19 protein-coding genes and 1 pseudogene are annotated in these 18,104 nt (G+C 36.2%); 18 read left to right on the top strand and 2 right to left on the bottom strand.

The window, feature by feature from the left end; all coding sequences use genetic code 11:
• Positions 1-9 precede the first annotated feature (9 nt).
• The 15 genes and pseudogenes from mutM to LDK52_RS08285 all read left to right on the top strand — a co-directional run bounded on the left by mutM (position 10) and on the right by LDK52_RS08285 (position 13,054).
• A complete protein-coding gene (mutM, locus tag LDK52_RS08355; RefSeq protein WP_277585495.1) occupies positions 10-882 on the top strand; it encodes a bifunctional DNA-formamidopyrimidine glycosylase/DNA-(apurinic or apyrimidinic site) lyase in 873 nt (290 codons plus the stop codon).
• Between the two features lie 12 nt (positions 883-894).
• Positions 895-1,491 carry a dephospho-CoA kinase gene (coaE, locus tag LDK52_RS08350; RefSeq protein ID WP_277585494.1) on the top strand — a complete coding sequence of 199 codons (597 nt, stop codon included), beginning with the start codon at positions 895-897 and terminating at the stop codon, positions 1,489-1,491.
• A gap of 904 nt (positions 1,492-2,395) precedes the next feature.
• Positions 2,396-3,400, top strand: a complete 1,005-nt coding sequence (locus LDK52_RS08345; RefSeq protein WP_277585493.1) for a glyceraldehyde-3-phosphate dehydrogenase — start codon at positions 2,396-2,398, stop codon at positions 3,398-3,400.
• Positions 3,401-3,601: 201 nt separating this feature from the next.
• Complete coding sequence (speD, locus tag LDK52_RS08340) at positions 3,602-3,985, top strand: adenosylmethionine decarboxylase (RefSeq protein WP_277585492.1); 384 nt, start codon at positions 3,602-3,604, stop codon at positions 3,983-3,985.
• Positions 3,986-4,102: 117 nt separating this feature from the next.
• The gene (gene nrdR, locus LDK52_RS08335) at positions 4,103-4,567 is read left to right on the top strand and encodes a transcriptional regulator NrdR (RefSeq protein WP_277585491.1); all 465 of its coding nucleotides are present in this window, start codon (positions 4,103-4,105) and stop codon (positions 4,565-4,567) included.
• A 44-nt stretch (positions 4,568-4,611) separates the two neighbouring features.
• Positions 4,612-5,967, top strand: coding sequence for a replication initiation and membrane attachment family protein (locus tag LDK52_RS08330; protein ID WP_277585563.1), 1,356 nt, complete (start codon positions 4,612-4,614; stop codon positions 5,965-5,967).
• Between the two features lie 9 nt (positions 5,968-5,976).
• Entirely contained in the window at positions 5,977-6,915 is a 939-nt protein-coding gene (dnaI, locus tag LDK52_RS08325) for a primosomal protein DnaI (protein ID WP_277585490.1), read from the top strand.
• Between the two features lie 386 nt (positions 6,916-7,301).
• Positions 7,302-9,227 (top strand): threonine--tRNA ligase, encoded by a 1,926-nt coding sequence (gene thrS, locus LDK52_RS08320; RefSeq protein WP_277585489.1) that lies wholly within the window; start codon positions 7,302-7,304, stop codon positions 9,225-9,227.
• 297 nt (positions 9,228-9,524) lie between these two features.
• Positions 9,525-10,046 (top strand): translation initiation factor IF-3, encoded by a 522-nt coding sequence (infC, locus tag LDK52_RS08315; RefSeq protein WP_277585562.1) that lies wholly within the window; start codon positions 9,525-9,527, stop codon positions 10,044-10,046.
• Between the two features lie 30 nt (positions 10,047-10,076).
• Positions 10,077-10,277, top strand: a complete 201-nt coding sequence (gene rpmI / locus LDK52_RS08310) for a 50S ribosomal protein L35 (RefSeq protein ID WP_277585488.1) — start codon at positions 10,077-10,079, stop codon at positions 10,275-10,277.
• Between the two features lie 26 nt (positions 10,278-10,303).
• Positions 10,304-10,663 (top strand): 50S ribosomal protein L20, encoded by a 360-nt coding sequence (gene rplT, locus LDK52_RS08305; RefSeq protein WP_277585487.1) that lies wholly within the window; start codon positions 10,304-10,306, stop codon positions 10,661-10,663.
• Positions 10,664-10,724: 61 nt separating this feature from the next.
• Entirely contained in the window at positions 10,725-11,009 is a 285-nt protein-coding gene (locus LDK52_RS08300; protein ID WP_277585486.1) for a DUF1294 domain-containing protein, read from the top strand.
• A gap of 434 nt (positions 11,010-11,443) precedes the next feature.
• Positions 11,444-11,887, top strand: coding sequence for a GNAT family N-acetyltransferase (locus tag LDK52_RS08295; RefSeq protein ID WP_277585485.1), 444 nt, complete (start codon positions 11,444-11,446; stop codon positions 11,885-11,887).
• 132 nt (positions 11,888-12,019) lie between these two features.
• Positions 12,020-12,449, top strand: a pseudogene (locus LDK52_RS08290) (cytidine deaminase).
• 110 nt (positions 12,450-12,559) lie between these two features.
• The gene (locus tag LDK52_RS08285; RefSeq protein WP_407081803.1) at positions 12,560-13,054 is read left to right on the top strand and encodes a cysteine hydrolase family protein; all 495 of its coding nucleotides are present in this window, start codon (positions 12,560-12,562) and stop codon (positions 13,052-13,054) included.
• Positions 13,055-13,473: 419 nt separating this feature from the next.
• Here LDK52_RS08285 and LDK52_RS08280 read toward each other — a convergent pair whose 3' ends face one another.
• A complete protein-coding gene (locus LDK52_RS08280) occupies positions 13,474-13,908 on the bottom strand; it encodes a hypothetical protein (RefSeq protein WP_277585484.1) in 435 nt (144 codons plus the stop codon).
• A 158-nt stretch (positions 13,909-14,066) separates the two neighbouring features.
• Positions 14,067-14,450, bottom strand: coding sequence for a sigma-w pathway protein ysdB (locus tag LDK52_RS08275; RefSeq protein ID WP_277585483.1), 384 nt, complete (start codon positions 14,448-14,450; stop codon positions 14,067-14,069).
• 93 nt (positions 14,451-14,543) lie between these two features.
• Between LDK52_RS08275 and LDK52_RS08270 the strand changes: the two genes are divergently transcribed.
• The 3 genes from LDK52_RS08270 to LDK52_RS08260 all read left to right on the top strand — a co-directional run.
• Positions 14,544-15,029 (top strand): dUTP diphosphatase, encoded by a 486-nt coding sequence (locus LDK52_RS08270; RefSeq protein ID WP_277585482.1) that lies wholly within the window; start codon positions 14,544-14,546, stop codon positions 15,027-15,029.
• Positions 15,030-15,098: 69 nt separating this feature from the next.
• Entirely contained in the window at positions 15,099-17,018 is a 1,920-nt protein-coding gene (locus LDK52_RS08265; protein WP_277585481.1) for a DUF2207 domain-containing protein, read from the top strand.
• 74 nt (positions 17,019-17,092) lie between these two features.
• A partial coding sequence (locus LDK52_RS08260; RefSeq protein ID WP_277585480.1) for a M42 family metallopeptidase occupies positions 17,093-18,104 on the top strand: 1,012 nt, incomplete at its 3' end.

Genomic DNA, 18,104 nt, shown 5'->3' with positions numbered 1-18,104 from the left:
GTTATATGTATGCCTGAATTACCAGAAGTAGAGGGCGTATTACGCGCCCTTCAACCTATTGTTACAGGTAAGACTATTAAATCTGTGGAGGTTTCTGAAACGATTTATAGATCCAAAGCGAGTGGTAAAGAAGCAATTATTAAAGGGTTGGATGTCGATCAGTTTTGTTTCGCTTTACCAGGTGCAAAGATTGACCATTTAGAAAGAAGGTCTAAATATATTTATTTTCACCTGCTAAAAAATGGAAACCCCCATATGCTCGTATCTCATTTGGGTATGTCAGGAGCATGGTTTTCTGTGAAAAATTTGCATGAGATAACAGAAGCTAAATTTAGAAAGCATGCGCATGTTACTTTTTATTTTGAAGAGGGGGACATGTTAGTCTATGCCGATATTCGACGATTTGGCGAATTGCGGTTGTTAGAAACAGAAGCAGACTATCCTCCTTTATTGCTAATGGCACCGGAGCCTTTCGATCAACATGCATTAGATCATTATCTGCATATGAGTGCGTTGCCTAAATATGAAAATAAAGCAATAAAAGAATTTATCATGGATGGTCATATCGTATCTGGGTGTGGCAATATTTATGCAACGGAAGCGTTATTTCGTATGAAAATACATCCAGCTAGGACGGTAAAACGGATTAGTAGAGAGCGGAAAATTCAGTTGTTTCAAGAAATAGTAATTGTTCTACTTGATAGTATTGAAAACGGAGGTAGTACGATATCCGATTATCGGACTATAAACGGTGGAGCTGGGAATATGCAGCATAGACTTAAAATGTATGGCAAAAAAGAATGTGGAGTCTGTGGAACGAAAACAAAACAGAAGACAATCGGCGGTCGTACATCTACTTACTGCCCAGCATGTCAGAAATAAAGGAGCAACCAGATGATTATCGGATTAACAGGAAGTATTGCTAGTGGGAAAAGCACTGTTGCAAATATGTTCAAAGAAATGGGCTTCCCCATAATAGATGCAGACCTTGTAGCACGCGTAGTCGTTGAAAAAGGTACTCCGACTATTAAAATGATTGAAGAGACTTTTGGGACAGAGGTTATCCAAGAGGATGGAGCATTAAATCGGGAAACATTAGGAGAGATCATCTTTTCGAATCCTTCTAAACGTAAACAATTAAATGATATTATTCATCCTGCTATTCGAGCAGAAATGTTAGCTCAAAAGAGTCATCTTGCGGAGCAGGGACATCCAGTCATTATTATGGATATACCGTTGCTTTTTGAGAGTAGGTTGCAATCCTTTGTGGATAAAGTTCTTGTTATAACGGTAACGGAGCAGATGCAATTAGAAAGATTGATGGCTCGTAATAGTTTTACACACGAGGAAGCCAAATTACGAATTCAATCGCAATTACCTTTATCAGTGAAAGAAGAAGGTGCGGATGCGGTTATTTATAACAATGGAACAATAGAAGAAACGAAACAACAATTAGAAAAAATATTAACTGTTTGGGAACAATCAAGCTAAAGAAAATAGTGAGAGTGGTCGTGACATTAGTCGCGACCACTCTTTTTAAAAGAAAGTATATAAAAATGCAGCATGAACACCGGTTTTACAGGACTTTTAAGAATGATTAATATTACTGATTTCTTTTCAGGTGGACGCTTTCCGTGGGCACGGCTTCAATCTCTTCGGGCCAACAGGATGTTGGTCACGAAGGCGTTGCGATCGCGTGGTGGCGCTCTTAGCCTTTGTCCCTTTCAAACGTTCCTGCGGGGCTTTCAGCTCGTCTTGTTCCCACTAGAGTCGCCACCTTACACTCCAATCAATTAAATGAGTAGTACTCAACTAGGAGATGTTGCATAGCTTCTCGCTTAGATGATAAGAGTAGTCAAAGTGATAAAGTGATAAAATCGTCAGTTGAATTTTGGCCACTATTCTGTGTGGATAGCTAAAGAAAGTAGATTTTCTTTTATTTAGTGGAATTAAAAGAAGTAGTAAGTGTTCCATTCGGGCTTTAACGGGCATTTTTCTACTGCCCGTTAATGCGGGACAAACGCTGTAAGATTACCGAAAAAAGGGGTGCTGGTTGGCTGTGACGAAGGTCACAACCAACCAGCACCCCTAAAAATTCACTCGGAAATAATATAGCAAAACGTCTGTCTGAAGCCCTTCGAAAACGATAGAAACAGGTCTTGAACTTTAAGTACTGGGCATGTACCCGCTTTTTCTTAAAAAGTAGGGAATAATTTAGCACATTGAATCTGTCCAAATCACTACCAATGAATAGCTACTGAAACGAGTAATGAAATGTTTGAAAATACTGATTTTATCATTCTGCATATTTGGGGCTACACAATGAATAAATTGTGTTATACTAATTCAAGGTTATAAACAATAAGTATCACATAGTTACAGGAGGACTTTTCATATGGCAGTTTCAATTGCAATTAATGGTTTTGGACGTATCGGACGTATGGTTTTTCGTCAAGCAATAGCACAAGAGGACATAAATGTGGTAGCGATTAATGCGAGATACCCATTAGAGACATTGGCACATCTTATTAAATATGATTCTACACACGGTACTTTCACTGGGGATATTACACTAGAAGATAGTGCACTAATTGTAAATGGTCAGCGTGTACAAATTGTAGATGATAGAGATCCAGCGAAATTACCCTGGAAAGAGTTAAAAGTGGATATTGTTATTGAATCTACTGGTAAATTTAATGATGGTGAAAAAGCTAAAGCTCATATTGAAGCTGGTGCCAAAAAGGTAATTATAACTGCTCCTGCAAAAAATGAAGATGCAACAATTGTAATGGGAGTAAACGATGATATATTGGATTCATCGATTCACCATATTATTTCAAATGCTAGCTGTACTACAAACTGCTTAGCACCTGTAGTTAAAGTATTAAATGACACATTTGGTATTGAAAATGGGTTAATGACTACTGTTCATGCATATACAAACGATCAAAATAATCTAGACAATCCACATAAAGATTTACGACGCGCACGTGCTTGTGGTCAATCGATCATTCCTACTTCAACAGGAGCAGCTAAAGCACTTTCACTTGTATTGCCAGAGCTTGAGGGAAAAATTCATGGTATGGCATTACGTGTGCCTACTCCGAATGTCTCTTTAGTAGATTTAGTAGTAGATTTACAAACAAATGTTACTGCAGAAGAGGTAAATGAGGCTTTTGTTAAAGCTTCTGAAGGCTCGATGCAAGGCATTTTAGGTATTACAATGGAACCGCTTGTATCCATTGACTTTAACACTACTACACTATCTACCACAGTAGATGGTTTAACCACTATGGTTATCGGGGGACGTAAAGTAAAAGTTCTTGCTTGGTATGATAATGAGTGGGGTTACTCTGCAAGAGTAATAGATCTTACTAAAAAAGTAGCTTCATCCTTATAAGACTCCAATCCTCTTTCTAATTATTAGAAAGAGGATTTATTATATCTTGCATAATTCTTTAAAACAACATATAATGAGAATCGTGTTACTTTTACTTGTCGCACCGACTACTTAAAGGGTTAGGACCTCTTTGGACTAACTTTCCCCCGTGGTAGTCAACTTTGAGGTTAAAAATAAACTTATCAAAGGGGGAAACTCACATTGGAAACAATGGGACGTCATATTATTGCAGAACTATGGGAGTGCGATTTCGACAAGCTTAACGATATGCAATTTATCGAGCAAACATTTGTTGACGCTGCACTAAAATCTGGTGCAGAAGTCAGAGAAGTTGCATTTCACAAATTTGCACCACAAGGTGTAAGTGGAGTCGTTATTATTTCCGAATCGCATTTAACAATTCACAGCTTTCCAGAGCATGGTTACGCAAGCATTGATGTGTATACATGTGGTGATTTAGATCCATCAATCGCAGCTAACTATATTGCAGATGCTCTTAATGCTGGAATACGTGAAACGTTAGAAATGCCACGTGGTATGGGACCAATCAAGAAGCCTGCATCACGATTGACAGTTCAAGCGTAATTATTTATACCTGACTGAGTGAGCAGAGGAAGAGATTCCTCTGCTTTTTCGATTTTACTCGAGAATATTGTTATAATAGATACATAAAACTACCGTGAAGAATTAGGAGAGGTCTATATGAGATGCCCATCTTGTCAATATAATGGCACTAAAGTTGTCGATTCTCGTCCTGTGGATGACAATAAGGCAATCAGAAGAAGAAGAGAATGTGAAGATTGTGGGTTTCGATTTACTACGTTTGAAAAAGTAGAAGAGACTCCATTAATTGTTGTTAAAAAAGACGGCTCTCGAGAAGAGTTTAGTCGTGAAAAAGTGTTGCGTGGACTGATTCGTGCTTGTGAAAAGAGACCAGTTGCGTTAGATCAATTAGAAAATATTGTTTTCTCTATTGAAAAAGAATTACGAAGAATGGGTAATGCAGAAGTGAAATCACAAGAAGTTGGTGAGATCGTTATGGATAAGCTAGCAGAAGTAGATGAAGTTGCTTACGTTCGCTTTGCTTCTGTCTATCGCCAATTTAAAGATATAAATGTTTTTATCGATGAATTAAAAGAAATTCTAAAGAAAAATCCATCGTTATGAATACTATATTTTACAAAATCTAAGGAGAGTAGATACAATTGTCGATGTTATATAAAGAGCTACAGCCAGCAGATTTGTATATGATTCGCTTACCATATTCTTTATCAGATTATGATCGGCAATTGTTAACTTTGTTTTATCAGCCGTTGGTTGGAGCAGAAAGCATAAGCTTGTATTTAACACTTTGGGCAGATGGAGAACAAAATAACAGTGAGCGATGGGCTCATTACCAATTGATGAATGTTCTCGGCATGCCGATCGGTAAAATTTTTCAAGCTCGTCTAGCTTTAGAGGCAATCGGTCTCCTACGTACATGGAAAAAGACGATGGATGAAGGAAGTATATTTCATTATGAGCTTGAAGCACCATTAGATGCAGAGTCGTTCTTAAAAGATCCTTTACTTTCTATGTTTTTGCTCAATAAAGTAGGAGAAAATGCGTTTAAACAATTACGTAAACGGTTTATTCAAAATTCCAATTGGAATGATGGCTTCAAAGATATCTCTAGAACTTTTATCGATGTATTTAAACCTTCAACTAAAATGAATAATACTGTTTCTTTCGATGAAACTTTCGTATCCAAGGAAAGAAAATCTTCTGTACCTTTTTATTATGATGAATTTGATTTTTCATTACTTCAAGAAGGCCTTTCGGAACAATTAGTGCCTAAATCCGCGATGACAATAGAAGCGAAAGAGGTAATTGCAAAACTCGCTTTTTTATATAACTTAAGTCCTGTGGAAATGCAAAAAGTAGTTATTCTAGCGTTAGATGACGATTTGCATTTATCAGAATCAAGATTAAAAAAAGCATGCTCAGATTATTACAAGCTCACTGTTTCTAAAGTTGCCCCTGTAATAGAGAAGTTTGAAAAGAAAGCTGTTCCTATAGAACCTACCGTACCTTTAACGAAGGAAGGTGAGCTAATCCATTATTTAGAAACAACTCCTCCAATATCTGTTCTGAAGGATATTGCAAATGGAAAAGAGCCGATTCTCGCAGATGTTCAGTTAGCTAACCATTTTGTCACTCATTTTAAAATGCCAATTGGAGTCGTTAATGTTTTATTGCAATACGTGTTACTACGGACAGACATGAAACTGACGAAAAATTATGCAGAGAAAATCGCTTCTCACTGGATGAGGAAAGATGTCAAAACAGCCAAAGAAGCGATGGATTTAGCTAGAAATGAACATGAACAGTATGTAAAATGGAAAAATGAAGGTTCTCCACAAAAAACGTATACGAAAAAACCAACACGTGAGGAAAAAGTGCCTGATTGGTTTTATAAGAAAGATGGAGAAACGAAGAAATCTACTGGTACAAGTACAAATGGAATTCAAAATATCGATGAAGAACGTCAAAAGTTATTAGCAGAGCTAGGCATGTTGAAAAGGTAGGTGGAAAAAATGGAACGTATTAATGAAACCTTAAAAAGAGTTATAACACCTGAATTTACTACAAGACTAAGTGATATGAAAAAGGAAGTTTTGGAAAACACTAGAGTGCAGAAGTTTTTAGAGGAAAACGCCTCAGAAATTAATAAAGATATTGTCGACCGTAGTTTGAGTAAGTTATATGAGTTTATCTCTCAGTCTCATGATTGTGTTGGTTGCCCAACGCTAGGTCAATGTCAGAATTACATGAAGGGATATGAACCTAAACTAGTCCTTGATCGAAATTTGATAGATAATGATTTTATTCGTTGTAAACGAGGGGTTATTGAAGACGAACGCAAGAAAGTTATTTCTATGATTGACAGTATGCATATGCCTAAAGAGGTAATGGAAGCAACTCTTGCCGGAGTTGATTTAGAGGATGGCAGTAGGGTTGTTGCGGTCCGTGCTGCTAAAGACTTTCTTAACGAATGGGAGCTTACAAATGTGCTTCCTTCAAAAGGCTTATATATCTACGGCAAGTTTGGTGTAGGTAAGTCCTTTTTGCTAGGTGCTCTTGCAAATGAATTAGCCGCTAGACATATTCATTCGGTAGTTGTTTATGTACCTGAATTTTTAAGAGAAATGAAACAAGCAATTCAAGATCATACACTTGCTGAGAAGATTGAATTTGTGAAACGTGCTCCGGTTTTAATGTTAGATGACATAGGAGCAGAAATAATGTCCAGTTGGACTCGCGATGAAATTTTAGGGACAATTTTACATTATCGGATGTCTGAACAACTACCAACTTTTATGACTTCCAATTTTAACTACGAAGAGTTGCAGCATCACTTGTCTTTCACACAGCGTGGGGAAAAGGAAGTAGTAAAAGCTGGTCGGATCATGGAACGAATCCGAACACTAACGACACCTATTTCGCTTCAAGGTAAAAACTGGAGAGAAAGTTAAAGAATAAGAGAAAAATAGCGAGGTTAAAGTGGGTTTCATCTTGCAATTGATTTTTCAGTGGCGTATAATCATTTTCATAAGAATAAGTAAATGCGAAGAAGAGGACGACAATCAGTTTGTACGACTTTCAAGAGAGAGAAGCCTTGGCTGTAAGCTTCTTAAGTAACGAAAATCGATTTACCACCTCGGAGCAGTAATTGTGAATTCATCTAGCAATTACCGGTCACCGGCCCGTTAGCCGATGCAGAGCTTCGTCTATTTCATTTATCATTACTTTCAGTAATGGATAGACAGAAGAAGGGTGGAACCACGACTTGAACCTCGTCCCTTTTAGGGATGGGGTTTTTTATTGTTTTCACTTATTTAAAATAAAAGGAGTGTTCAAAATGGCAGAAATTATTAAATTGAAATTTCCAGATGGAGCAGTGAAGGAATTCCCTGTATCGACAACTACAGAAGAAATAGCTCAATCGATCAGTCCTGGATTACGTAAAAAAGCACTTGCGGGAAAACTAAGTGGAGTATTAATCGATCTTAAAACACCAATCACAGAGGATGGGGATATCGCAATCATTACACCGGAATCTGACGAAGCACTAGAAATCTTACGCCATAGCTCAGCGCATTTACTCGCGCAAGCAATTAAACGTCTATTCAAAGATGTAAAATTAGGTATTGGTCCAGTTATCGAAAATGGTTTTTACTACGATATTGATTCACCGGAACCTATCACGGCAGAAGACTTACCATTAATAGAAAAAGAAATGAAAAAAATTATTAATGAAAATATGGAAATTATTCGTCATGATGTTTCACGTCAAGTTGCTTTTGATAAATTTAAAGAAGATGAGTACAAAGTAGAACTATTGGAAGCAATTCCTGAAGGAGAACAAGTTTCTATTTATGAGCAAGGGGATTTCTTTGACCTTTGTCGCGGTGTACATGTTCCCTCTACAGGCAAGCTTAAGGAGTTCAAGCTATTAAGTATCGCTGGTGCATACTGGCGTGGAAATAGTGATAATAAGATGCTACAACGTATTTACGGTACTGCATTCTTTAAAAAAGATGAACTTACACATCATTTAAATATGCTCGAAGAAGCGAAGGAACGCGATCACCGTAAAATTGGGAAAGAGCTAGAATTATTTACAACTTCCATAAAAGTAGGGCAAGGTTTACCGCTATGGTTACCGAATGGGGCAACAATCCGTCGTGTTATCGAGCGTTATATTGTAGATAAAGAGCTTAAACTTGGCTATAAACATGTATATACACCAGTATTAGGTTCAAAAGAGCTTTACGAAACATCAGGTCACTGGGATCATTATCAAGATTCTATGTTCCCACCGATGGTAATGGACAATGAAACATTAGTGCTACGCCCGATGAACTGTCCTCATCATATGATGGTCTTCAAAAGTGGGATGCATTCATACAGAAACCTGCCGCTACGCATTGCCGAGTTAGGTACTATGCATCGTTATGAGATGTCAGGTGCAGTATCGGGATTACAGCGTGTGCGAGGAATGACTTTGAATGATGCGCATTTATTTGTCCGTCCAGACCAAATCAAATCTGAATTCCAAAAAGTTGTGGAATTAATCATTTCAGTTTATAAAGACTTCAACCTAGAAGATTATACATTCCGTCTTTCTTATCGTGACCCTCTAAACAAAGAGAAGTATTTTGATAACGATGAAATGTGGGAAAAAGCACAAAGTATGCTAAAAGAAGCGATGGACGAGCTTGGTTTAGATTACTTCGAAGCGGAAGATGAAGCAGCATTCTACGGTCCAAAATTAGACGTTCAAGTGAAAACAGCAATTGGTAAAGAAGAAACTTTATCTACTGTTCAACTAGACTTCTTATTGCCAGAACGTTTTGATTTAAATTATGTTGGGGAAGATGGTAAGCAGCATCGACCAGTTGTTATCCACCGGGGAGTAGTTTCGACAATGGAGCGCTTTGTAGCATTCTTGATCGAAGAGTATAAAGGTGCATTCCCAACTTGGTTAGCTCCTGTTCAAGTGGAAATCATTCCAGTTTCCAATGAAGCACATTTTGAATTTGCTAAACAAATAGAAGAGCAATTAGTAGCCGCTGATTTCCGAGTGGAAATGGACGACCGCGAAGAGAAGTTAGGTTATAAGATTCGAGAAGCACAAATGCAAAAAATTCCGTATATGCTTGTACTAGGAGATAAAGAGCTAGAAGCAGGTAATGTAAACGTTCGTAAATACGGAGAACAAAAATCAGAAAGCATTCCTTTTGCTGAGTTCTTAGAACGTTTGAAAGAAGAAGTAGCACATTAATAGATTTGGTAGTTGACATGACTTTTCCAACATGCTATAGTTATTTAGGTTATTGAATACAAGTTTGCGGTATAAGAAGAGGCTGCCCGCTTCTCACCTGTTTGACACCTACAAGTGTTGTTGACTGGTAAGCACAAGATCGACTGTAACATGTAATCCTACATGTACTCATACAGCGGGCAGACATATATTATATGTCTGTCTGCTTTTTTTATGGATCTAAAACGGCGTAACTTATTCGTTTCAACGAAAATTATGCCCAAACCATGTATTCGCGACACTATTTGGAGGTGGATCATTATTAGCAAAGACATGTATGTAAACGATGGCATTCGAGCACGCGAACTACGAGTTATTGATCAGAATGGCGATCAATTAGGATTAAAAACACGTAACGAAGCACTTGAAATCGCCGGTCGTGTAAATTTGGATCTTGTCCTTGTAGCTCCTCAAGCCAAGCCGCCGGTCGCTCGTATCATGGACTATGGTAAATTCAAATTTGAGCAGCAAAAGAAAGATCGTGAAGTTCGTAAAAATCAAAAAATCATCATATTGAAAGAGGTTCGCTTGAGCCCGACAATAGATGAGCATGATTTCCAAACGAAATTGAAAAACGCGATTAAGTTCCTTGAAAAAGGAGATAAAGTGAAAGCATCTATCCGTTTTAAAGGTCGTGCCATTACTCATAAAGAGATTGGACAACGTGTTTTAGATAGATTTGCAGAAGCTTGTTTGGAAGTATCCACTGTCGAGTCAAAACCGAAGATGGATGGCCGTAGTATGTTTTTAGTACTTGCACCAAAAAATGAAAAACAGTAATAGAGTACAATTGTTTAGGAGGAATTCGACATGCCGAAAATGAAAACTCACCGTGGAGCTGCAAAGCGTTTCAAAAGAACGGGAACTGGAAAATTAGTACATGACCGTGCTTTTGGAAGCCACTTATTCGCTAATAAATCTACTAAAGCAAAACGTAAATTACGTAAATCTAAAGTAGCTTCTTCAGGCGATTACAAACGTATCAAAACTTTATTAACTTACATGAAATAATAACAGATAGCAGGAGGTAATGAATCATGCCACGCGTAAAAAGCACACCAGTAACTAAACGTCGTCGTAAGAAGGTATTAAAATTAGCTAAAGGTTATTACGGTTCTAAACATACATTATACAAAGTTGCTAACCAAGCAGTAATGAAATCATTCATGTATGCATACCGTGATCGTCGTAACAAAAAACGTGATTTCCGTAGACTTTGGATTACACGTATCAATGCGGCAGCACGTATGAACGGACTTTCGTATAGCCGTTTAATGCACGGATTGAAATTAGCTGAAATCGAAGTTAACCGTAAAATGTTAGCAGATCTAGCTGTAACAGATTCTCAAGCATTTACACAACTTGCAGATTTAGCTAAAAAAGCAATCGCAAAATAATTTGAGATAAAAAGCTGATAGAGATTCTATCAGCTTTTTTTGTACAAGGGGCATAATATATATGACAAACGTTATTTTAATTTTCATTTTAATCATGTCGATTATCGCTTTTTTTGTCATGGGTTACGACAAATCGCAGGCAAGAATACAAGGTCACCGCATATCGGAAAAAACACTTTGGACTCTTGCAGTTTTAGGTGGAGGAATCGGAGCATACATAGGTATGCAATTGTTTCGCCATAAAACGAAGCATACGAATTTTCGTGTGGGATTTTTAATGGTAATGATCTTATATGCATTTTTGATATTTTACCTATTAACGACAGACGGCTCTATCATCGCATAGAGCTGTTTTTTTTGTTCTAATTCCCCAAGCATCCGCAAGAAAAAATCACGGAAATTAATAAGTGCATATTATATGGATAATTGTATAGATAAACATATAAGCAGATATGAATTTGGTGTACATAAAAGATTGTACAAATAGTAGCTAAGTAAATACTATAATTTCCGTTTCACGCGGCCGAGGCTGGGCCTTCTGTAGCTCTTAAATAAAGTTTGATTACTTATCAATAAAGTTTGATTAAAATCATCTTTCCTCCGTATATTTTTTAGAGGTCAGATGATTTTTTTTATATGGATATTTTTGTTAATATTATTAATAAGATTGTGAAGAACAATAATAAAAAGAATGAATAATTCATTTGTTTTATGTTATGATTATGAAAATGATGAATGTTCTGACTATTAATTTATCGTGTATAAAGGGGAGAAAAAGTAATGGAAATATTTCAAGCTACAATTGAAGACTTAGAAGGAGTGTCAAATCAGTTTAATTTTTATCGAATGTTTTATCAGCAAGCGTCAGATATAGAAGGGGCAAAAACATACATAAAAAGTCGTATAGAAAATAAAGAATCTGTAATTTTTGTTGTTAAAGATGAACATAAGTATGTTGGATTTACTCAACTTTATCCTACATTTTCATCGGTATCTATGAAAAGAACTTGGTTATTAAACGACTTATATGTAGATGCAACAGCCAGAAAACAAGGAGTAGGAGAAATGCTTTTACAAAAAGCTAAAGATTATGCCGTTGAAACAGAAGCTAAAAGTATTAGTCTAAGTACAGCAGTCGACAATCACGCTGCACAAAGACTATATGAAAAAAATGGTTACGTTAAGGATTCAGAATTTTATCAATATGAATTAAGTCTGATATAAGAATACTAGTCCCCTTCTTCAACTCACGCCGTGCTTTATTGCAAGAAGGAGTAAAGCCTTTTTCTCGAATTGAGCTAAAGCGGAAGTTTTATTTAAGAAAAATAGATAAAAAATAGTAAGAGGGAGATTATTGTGTTAGAAGTGAGACCATTAGAAAATATAGATTATGAATTGATTAAGGAAGCAGAAAAAGTTATTGAAAAGAATTATAGATATGAACGACATCATATTGGTTCAGCGGTAAGGACAAAAACAGGAAAGATTTACTCAGCAGTACACGTTGAAGCGAATGTAGGAAGAATTACAGTATGTGGCGAAGCGATGGCTATTGGTAAGTCTATATCTGAGGGAGACCATGAATTTGAAACTATTGTTGCAGTAGCTCACCCTCATCCTCACGAGGACATAGAAAAATGTTGGGTTGTTGCACCGTGGTATGTGTCGTGAGTTAATAAGTGATTATGGAAAAGATACTGATGTAATCATTTCTTATAAAGGTGAGTTAGTAAAGTGTAATGTAATGCAATTACTACCAGAAAAATATGCAAGTGATACTGAATGACCTTATTCAACTAACGTTATGCTTTATTTCGAGAAGGAGTAAAGCTTTTTTTCGAATTGAACTAAAGCGGCAATTAGTTTAGTGAGCAGGAATTTAGGTATAGGTGTTGAATTAACTATTTTCAACTAGAACTGAACCATATTGAAAGTATTATTGAAGACTTTAAAGAAAATGAAGAACCTGTAGTATTTATAAGAAATTTAGATGATGAAGAAACAAGCCCTTTCAATAAAGAATTGACAAGCTCAGAATTGCACCATTCTCTAAAGGATTATGCTGAAATTGTAATTGAAAAGAAGATGCCTAGTGCTTTTTTTCAGACGGAACTTAGTGATAGGTTAGAGCATCTGGGAGTGAAACATCTTTTTATAACAGGATTTAACACTGAATTTTGTTGCCAGTTTACTGCAATAGCAGCCTATGACAGGGGCTATCAAGTCACATTTATTGAAGATGTTACAGGGACTGTCAATGACGAAGCTACATATGAAATGAAAGGATTGGATATAAGAGATTTCGTGGGGACCGCTTTGCATTGGTCTAATGTTATTGAAGTATTGGATCTAGAGGAATATGTTGATGATTATAAATCAAGCAAAGTTTAAATATTTTAAACTGGAAGACTAAACTATATAAATAAAATTTCATTAAATAAGCTGCTAGTAGTAATCTCCTTAGCCTACCTATTACTAACTTTAGTTCCAAACCGACACTCCTATAAATTATAAAGTTACAACCCCACAGAGTGGTTGAAAAGGGACGAAGGCTAAAGAGCACCACCTCGTGTGGCAGCTCCTTAGTGATCAACATCCTGTTGGCCTCCACTGGAGTCGCCACGTTGCACTCCACTTATTAAATGGGTAGATATTAACATAGAGATTGAACCGAGATAGTATTATAGAAACGATGTTTATTAAAAGTTTATATTTTGAGCTCAAGTTATTCCAAAGCGTCCAATATATAATGTTACCGTATGGAAAAGTAAGTTGATTAATAAATATGATAATTGGAGTACGTATATTTCTTATTTTGTTGGTGATCTATTAACATTTATTTTTTTCCCTGTTTCCGAATCAGATGTGTATTGGAGATCTTGTCCCGTAGAATCCGCATTGTTCTCATCAAAAGAGACACACCACACGAAGTCATAGTTTCTCCCCTGATATGAATACTCCCCATGGATATAATAAACGTTCGTATAAATATTTTCCGTTTCTTCATTTATTAAATCAGGATGTTTATCAGCTGTAATTTGAGCAACGTCTACCTCGACATCATCTAATTCATCATACTTCTCAATAATAGCTTCTGCACGGACTGCTAGATTAGTTAAAAGCTTTTCATTCGTAATTTTACCTTCTGAGACTTTATATGTATCAGTTTCATTAGAATTTCCTTCATTCCCACAAGCTGCTAATAAAAATACAACTAAAGTACCGACATAAAATTTTCTTCTCATACTCTATCATCTCCTTTTATTCTCTATTTTTATTTTTTTGGAAAGATAAAAAGTTAACAACCTTAAGTGAGGGAAGCGAATATCCGTTTAGGATATATAGATAATTGCTCAATTATAAAAAGATTGGCCGAAAATTCTCGACCAACCTTATAGCACTACTAGTCATCTTGCATTAATTGTTCAATAGGACTTTTCCAGTTTATTTTGGCATCTGGATAATTCATTTTAATTTCATTTTGTAAAAAACGTAAGTCTTCTTTCGACAATCCTTGTAGTTTAGCGGGATCTTTTGTCCATATGAAGATAGACACAACTTCGAAGGATTTGTCGGTCGTACCTAAATATTTTTCACCCTCAAATAGTGCACCTTTATATGTGATAAAGAAGTTTTTACGAACATTTTTTACTTCATCATAATAGTAATACTGTTCTTTTTCATATGCCTCATCTAGTTTGCGCTTCGGGTCAAACAAATAGCGAAGAATTTTATAAAAAACGTATATGATAAGCGCCAAAATAAGCAATCTTAGTAAATAGAACATCTCAAATGTCCTCCTTGTAAAATACATTGTACTTGCTATACGATAGAGGAGGTAGTTTGGTTTCAAAATAAATTAATATATTTGGAGGAAATGATGAATTTACATAAACTTTTTACCATGCAGCGTGCTTTAGACCAATATATCCAATCGAACAAGCAAGTAACGGAGGATGTTTTTATAAAAAAAGGATTGGCACTGCTAGTGGAACTCGCGGAACTGGCAAATGAAACGAGATGCTTTAAATTTTGGAGTGAAAAGGGACCGTCCGAACGAAGTGTTATTTTAGAGGAATATGTGGATTCTATTCACTTTATATTATCCCTAGGGATTGAGAAGGGGTATCAAGATTTACCTGAATGGCCAAGTGAAATTGTAGAAGGTGATTTAACGGTACTTTTCATAGCGACGAATAAATCTGTATTAACATTTTTAGAGAAACCAACTAAACCTCACTATGAGAAAGTGTGGATACTTTATGGTGCAATTGCAGAAAAGCTTGGCTTTAGTAGCGAGGATGTTTTACAGGCGTATATTGAAAAAAATGAAACAAATTATGAACGACAAAAAAATGGTTATTAATATTAAATGAAACTTTTTCTCAGATAAACCGTAAACTTAACAACTAATATGAGAGTAGTGGTGTAATCAATGAAAAAGTTTCTTTTATCTATTATATTGGTATTACTGTCCCTCTCTTTTGGAATAGTGGCAGAAGCGAAGTCCTATTCTATTGAAAAAGTACATATTAAGTCTTGGATTCAACCAAATGGAGATATGTTAGTAAATGAAGTATTTACATACAATTTTGAAGGTTCTTTTTCTAATTTACGACGTTCTTTCCCAGAAGTCCACCGCAGCAACGTTGAAGAGTTTGGTGCTTATAAGTTATCTCAGTTAGACTTGGAACCTGGGTTTATTGAAAATAATAAATTGACGCTTTTGCAAGTTACCAAAAATAATAATACATTTCGTTCTAATATTGCTATAAGCGATCAGAAAGTATCGTTTTTGTATACATATATACTAAAGGATAGTGTCAATGCTTATGATAATTACAACGATCTGGATGTTGTCTATTTTGAAGAAGGGGATGCACATGATCAGGATTACTTTAATGTAACAATTGATTATATTTTCCCGGATACAATTGAACCAAATAGATTTGAAGGAGTTTTTTACAATAAGGAGAAAGTATTTACAGAAAAAAATACATTTGGTATTCGATTTAACACTCATAGATCGAAAGCTTTTACTGAAACGAAAACTAGTTTAATATTTCCAGCAGAGCTAATTTCATTAACCCATAAAACGAAAGCGCCATTATCCTATGAAAATGCATTAGCTAATGAAATAAAAGAGCAAAAAAATTGGAATAAAAAATTGACCTACATGGATACACTTATCTCGATTTTGCCGAAAGTTGGATTTGTGTTACTAATCATCATCCTATGTTTCTTATTTCTCTTACCACAGAGGCATTTTTGGAGAAGAGGACATAGTGACAAAGTTTTAAGTACTGATGTATTATATTTGTTTTTTGTTTATAAACATGGAAAACCTAATCCTAAAGCCTTCCTTGCAGGCCTATTTTCATTGGTAGAAAAAGGGGTCGTGAAGGTTAAAAAAGCAAAGCCTGCACTTCGTTTTAAAGATGATCCTAAAGCTCCAGAAGAAACCTTGGATTTCAGGCTAACAAATGAGGGGTTGGCAACTTCCGTATTTGAAAAGCAAATGATTAGTTGGCTATTTACAACAAGAAGTGGCTCTAGCAAGTGGGCATTTCATTTACATGATGCTGCAGGTGCTGCAAAAGATGATAAAAATTCCAACTTCTTTCATACCAAAGTAAAGGTATTCAAAAAGAAACAAACGGAGTGGCATCATTTAGTAGAAAAAGAGTTAGAAGAGGCGGGGACTATTAATAGTAAAATTCCTTTACTAATCTTAACTGTGACAACCCTAATAGTTTCATTGATTACTATGTTTGCTTATTATGCTGATGCACAAAGCTATTTGGGCATTACTTTCCTTGGAATATTCACGATTATTTTCTTAGTTATACTTTGGATAAAAAAACGTTCTACATTATTTTTTAGTATTTATGCTGTGCTAATATTTTTCTATTCACTATCCATTGGAAATGAAGATGCAGTAAATTTAATCAGTGGATTGCTACTAATGGTTGTCCTTTTATATATAGTCGTACCAAGAAATATTCTTTCGATGAATGCAGTACGTGCAAAAGATGCAGTGCGTTCTTACCGAAAGGAATTAAAGAGTGGGATGCCAGTTACTTTAAATAACGTTGAACTAGAAAAATGGGTAGTTAGGGCTTATTTGCTCGGAAGAAAAAATGTAGAAATACCACTCGGAGATCTTTCTTTGCCACTTGCTACATTGCTACTAGCAAGTACAGATCCACTAGATTATGTTAAAAAGTCTTGGTGGTGGACTTATATCTCAAGTTCCTCCCATGGGGGGGATTCTTCTGGAGGAGGTTCTTCTGGAGGAGGAGGAGGAGGAGGCGGCGGAGGCGGCGGTGGCGGCGGGGGAGCCGGAGCCGATTGAGGTGCTATGAATTTTGAAAATGTCATTAATTTAGAATATAATTAAATCGTACATATATTTAGGAGGTTGAAATAATGCCGAAGCTAGATGATACATTAATGATGTTAAAGGAATTGACAGATGCAAAAGGAATTCCTGGTAACGAACGTGAACCACGAGAAGTGATGGAGAAATACATCGTACCTTATGCAGATAAAATTGAATTCGATAACTTAGGCAGTCTGATTGCAGAAAAAGTTGGAGATGCGAATGGTCCTAAGATCATGGTAGCTGGACATTTAGATGAAGTCGGCTTTATGGTTTCTAGAATTGATGACAAAGGATTCTTGAGCTTTCAAGCTGTAGGAGGCTGGTGGTCTCAAGTAATGCTTGCGCAGCGTGTAACAATCGTGACGCGTAAAGGAGATACGATCACTGGTATTATTGGTTCAAAACCTCCGCATATACTATCTCCAGAAGCTCGAAAAAAAGCAGCGGATATGAAAGATATGTTCATTGATATAGGTGCATCCTCGAAAGAAGAGGCAATGGAATGGGGAGTATTACCAGGTGATATGGTTGTTCCTTATTTTGAGTTTACCGTCATGAACAACGAGAAACTTATTTTAGCTAAAGCGTGGGACAATCGTATTGGTTGTGCAATCGCAATAGATGTATTAAAAGGACTAAAAGATGAAAACCATCCTAACATTGTATACGGAGTAGGTAATGTCCAAGAAGAGGTTGGTCTTCGTGGTGCCAAAACATCAACCAATAAAATCAAACCAGAAATTGGCTTTGCAGTAGACGTAGGTGTAGCTGGAGACACCCCAGGTATGTCAGCAAAAGAATCGACAAGTAAAATGGGAGAGGGCCCCCAAATCGTATTATTTGATGCGTCCATGGTTTCTCATAAAGGATTACGTGATTTTGTAACGGATACCGCTGACGAACATAATATTCCTTATCAATATGAAATGATCCCAGGTGGAGGAACTGATGCAGGTTCTATGCATATTTCTGTAAATGGTGTACCTTCTCTTGCGATTGGTGTTGCAACTCGCTATATACATTCGCATGCAGGAATACTGCATAGAGACGACTATG

The organism is Psychrobacillus antarcticus (assembly GCF_029533155.1).
Classification (GTDB): domain Bacteria; phylum Bacillota; class Bacilli; order Bacillales_A; family Planococcaceae; genus Psychrobacillus; species Psychrobacillus antarcticus.
This window is presented reverse-complemented; position numbering and strand designations above follow the sequence as displayed.

Bases quoted from the DNA above. Each gene is read 5' to 3' on its own strand.
- rpmI (WP_277585488.1), top strand. From the start codon at position 10,077: ATGCCGAAAATGAAAACTCACCGTGGAGCTGCAAAGCGTTTCAAAAGA.
- mutM (WP_277585495.1), top strand. From the start codon at position 10: ATGCCTGAATTACCAGAAGTAGAGGGCGTATTACGCGCCCTTCAACCT.
- thrS (WP_277585489.1), top strand. From the start codon at position 7,302: ATGGCAGAAATTATTAAATTGAAATTTCCAGATGGAGCAGTGAAGGAA.
- LDK52_RS08295 (WP_277585485.1), top strand. From the start codon at position 11,444: ATGGAAATATTTCAAGCTACAATTGAAGACTTAGAAGGAGTGTCAAAT.
- LDK52_RS08300 (WP_277585486.1), top strand. From the start codon at position 10,725: ATGACAAACGTTATTTTAATTTTCATTTTAATCATGTCGATTATCGCT.
- nrdR (WP_277585491.1), top strand. From the start codon at position 4,103: ATGAGATGCCCATCTTGTCAATATAATGGCACTAAAGTTGTCGATTCT.
- LDK52_RS08265 (WP_277585481.1), top strand. From the start codon at position 15,099: ATGAAAAAGTTTCTTTTATCTATTATATTGGTATTACTGTCCCTCTCT.
- dnaI (WP_277585490.1), top strand. From the start codon at position 5,977: ATGGAACGTATTAATGAAACCTTAAAAAGAGTTATAACACCTGAATTT.
- LDK52_RS08345 (WP_277585493.1), top strand. From the start codon at position 2,396: ATGGCAGTTTCAATTGCAATTAATGGTTTTGGACGTATCGGACGTATG.
- LDK52_RS08275 (WP_277585483.1), bottom strand. From the start codon at position 14,450: ATGTTCTATTTACTAAGATTGCTTATTTTGGCGCTTATCATATACGTT.
- coaE (WP_277585494.1), top strand. From the start codon at position 895: ATGATTATCGGATTAACAGGAAGTATTGCTAGTGGGAAAAGCACTGTT.
- rplT (WP_277585487.1), top strand. From the start codon at position 10,304: ATGCCACGCGTAAAAAGCACACCAGTAACTAAACGTCGTCGTAAGAAG.
- LDK52_RS08280 (WP_277585484.1), bottom strand. From the start codon at position 13,908: ATGAGAAGAAAATTTTATGTCGGTACTTTAGTTGTATTTTTATTAGCA.
- LDK52_RS08330 (WP_277585563.1), top strand. From the start codon at position 4,612: ATGTTATATAAAGAGCTACAGCCAGCAGATTTGTATATGATTCGCTTA.
- LDK52_RS08270 (WP_277585482.1), top strand. From the start codon at position 14,544: ATGAATTTACATAAACTTTTTACCATGCAGCGTGCTTTAGACCAATAT.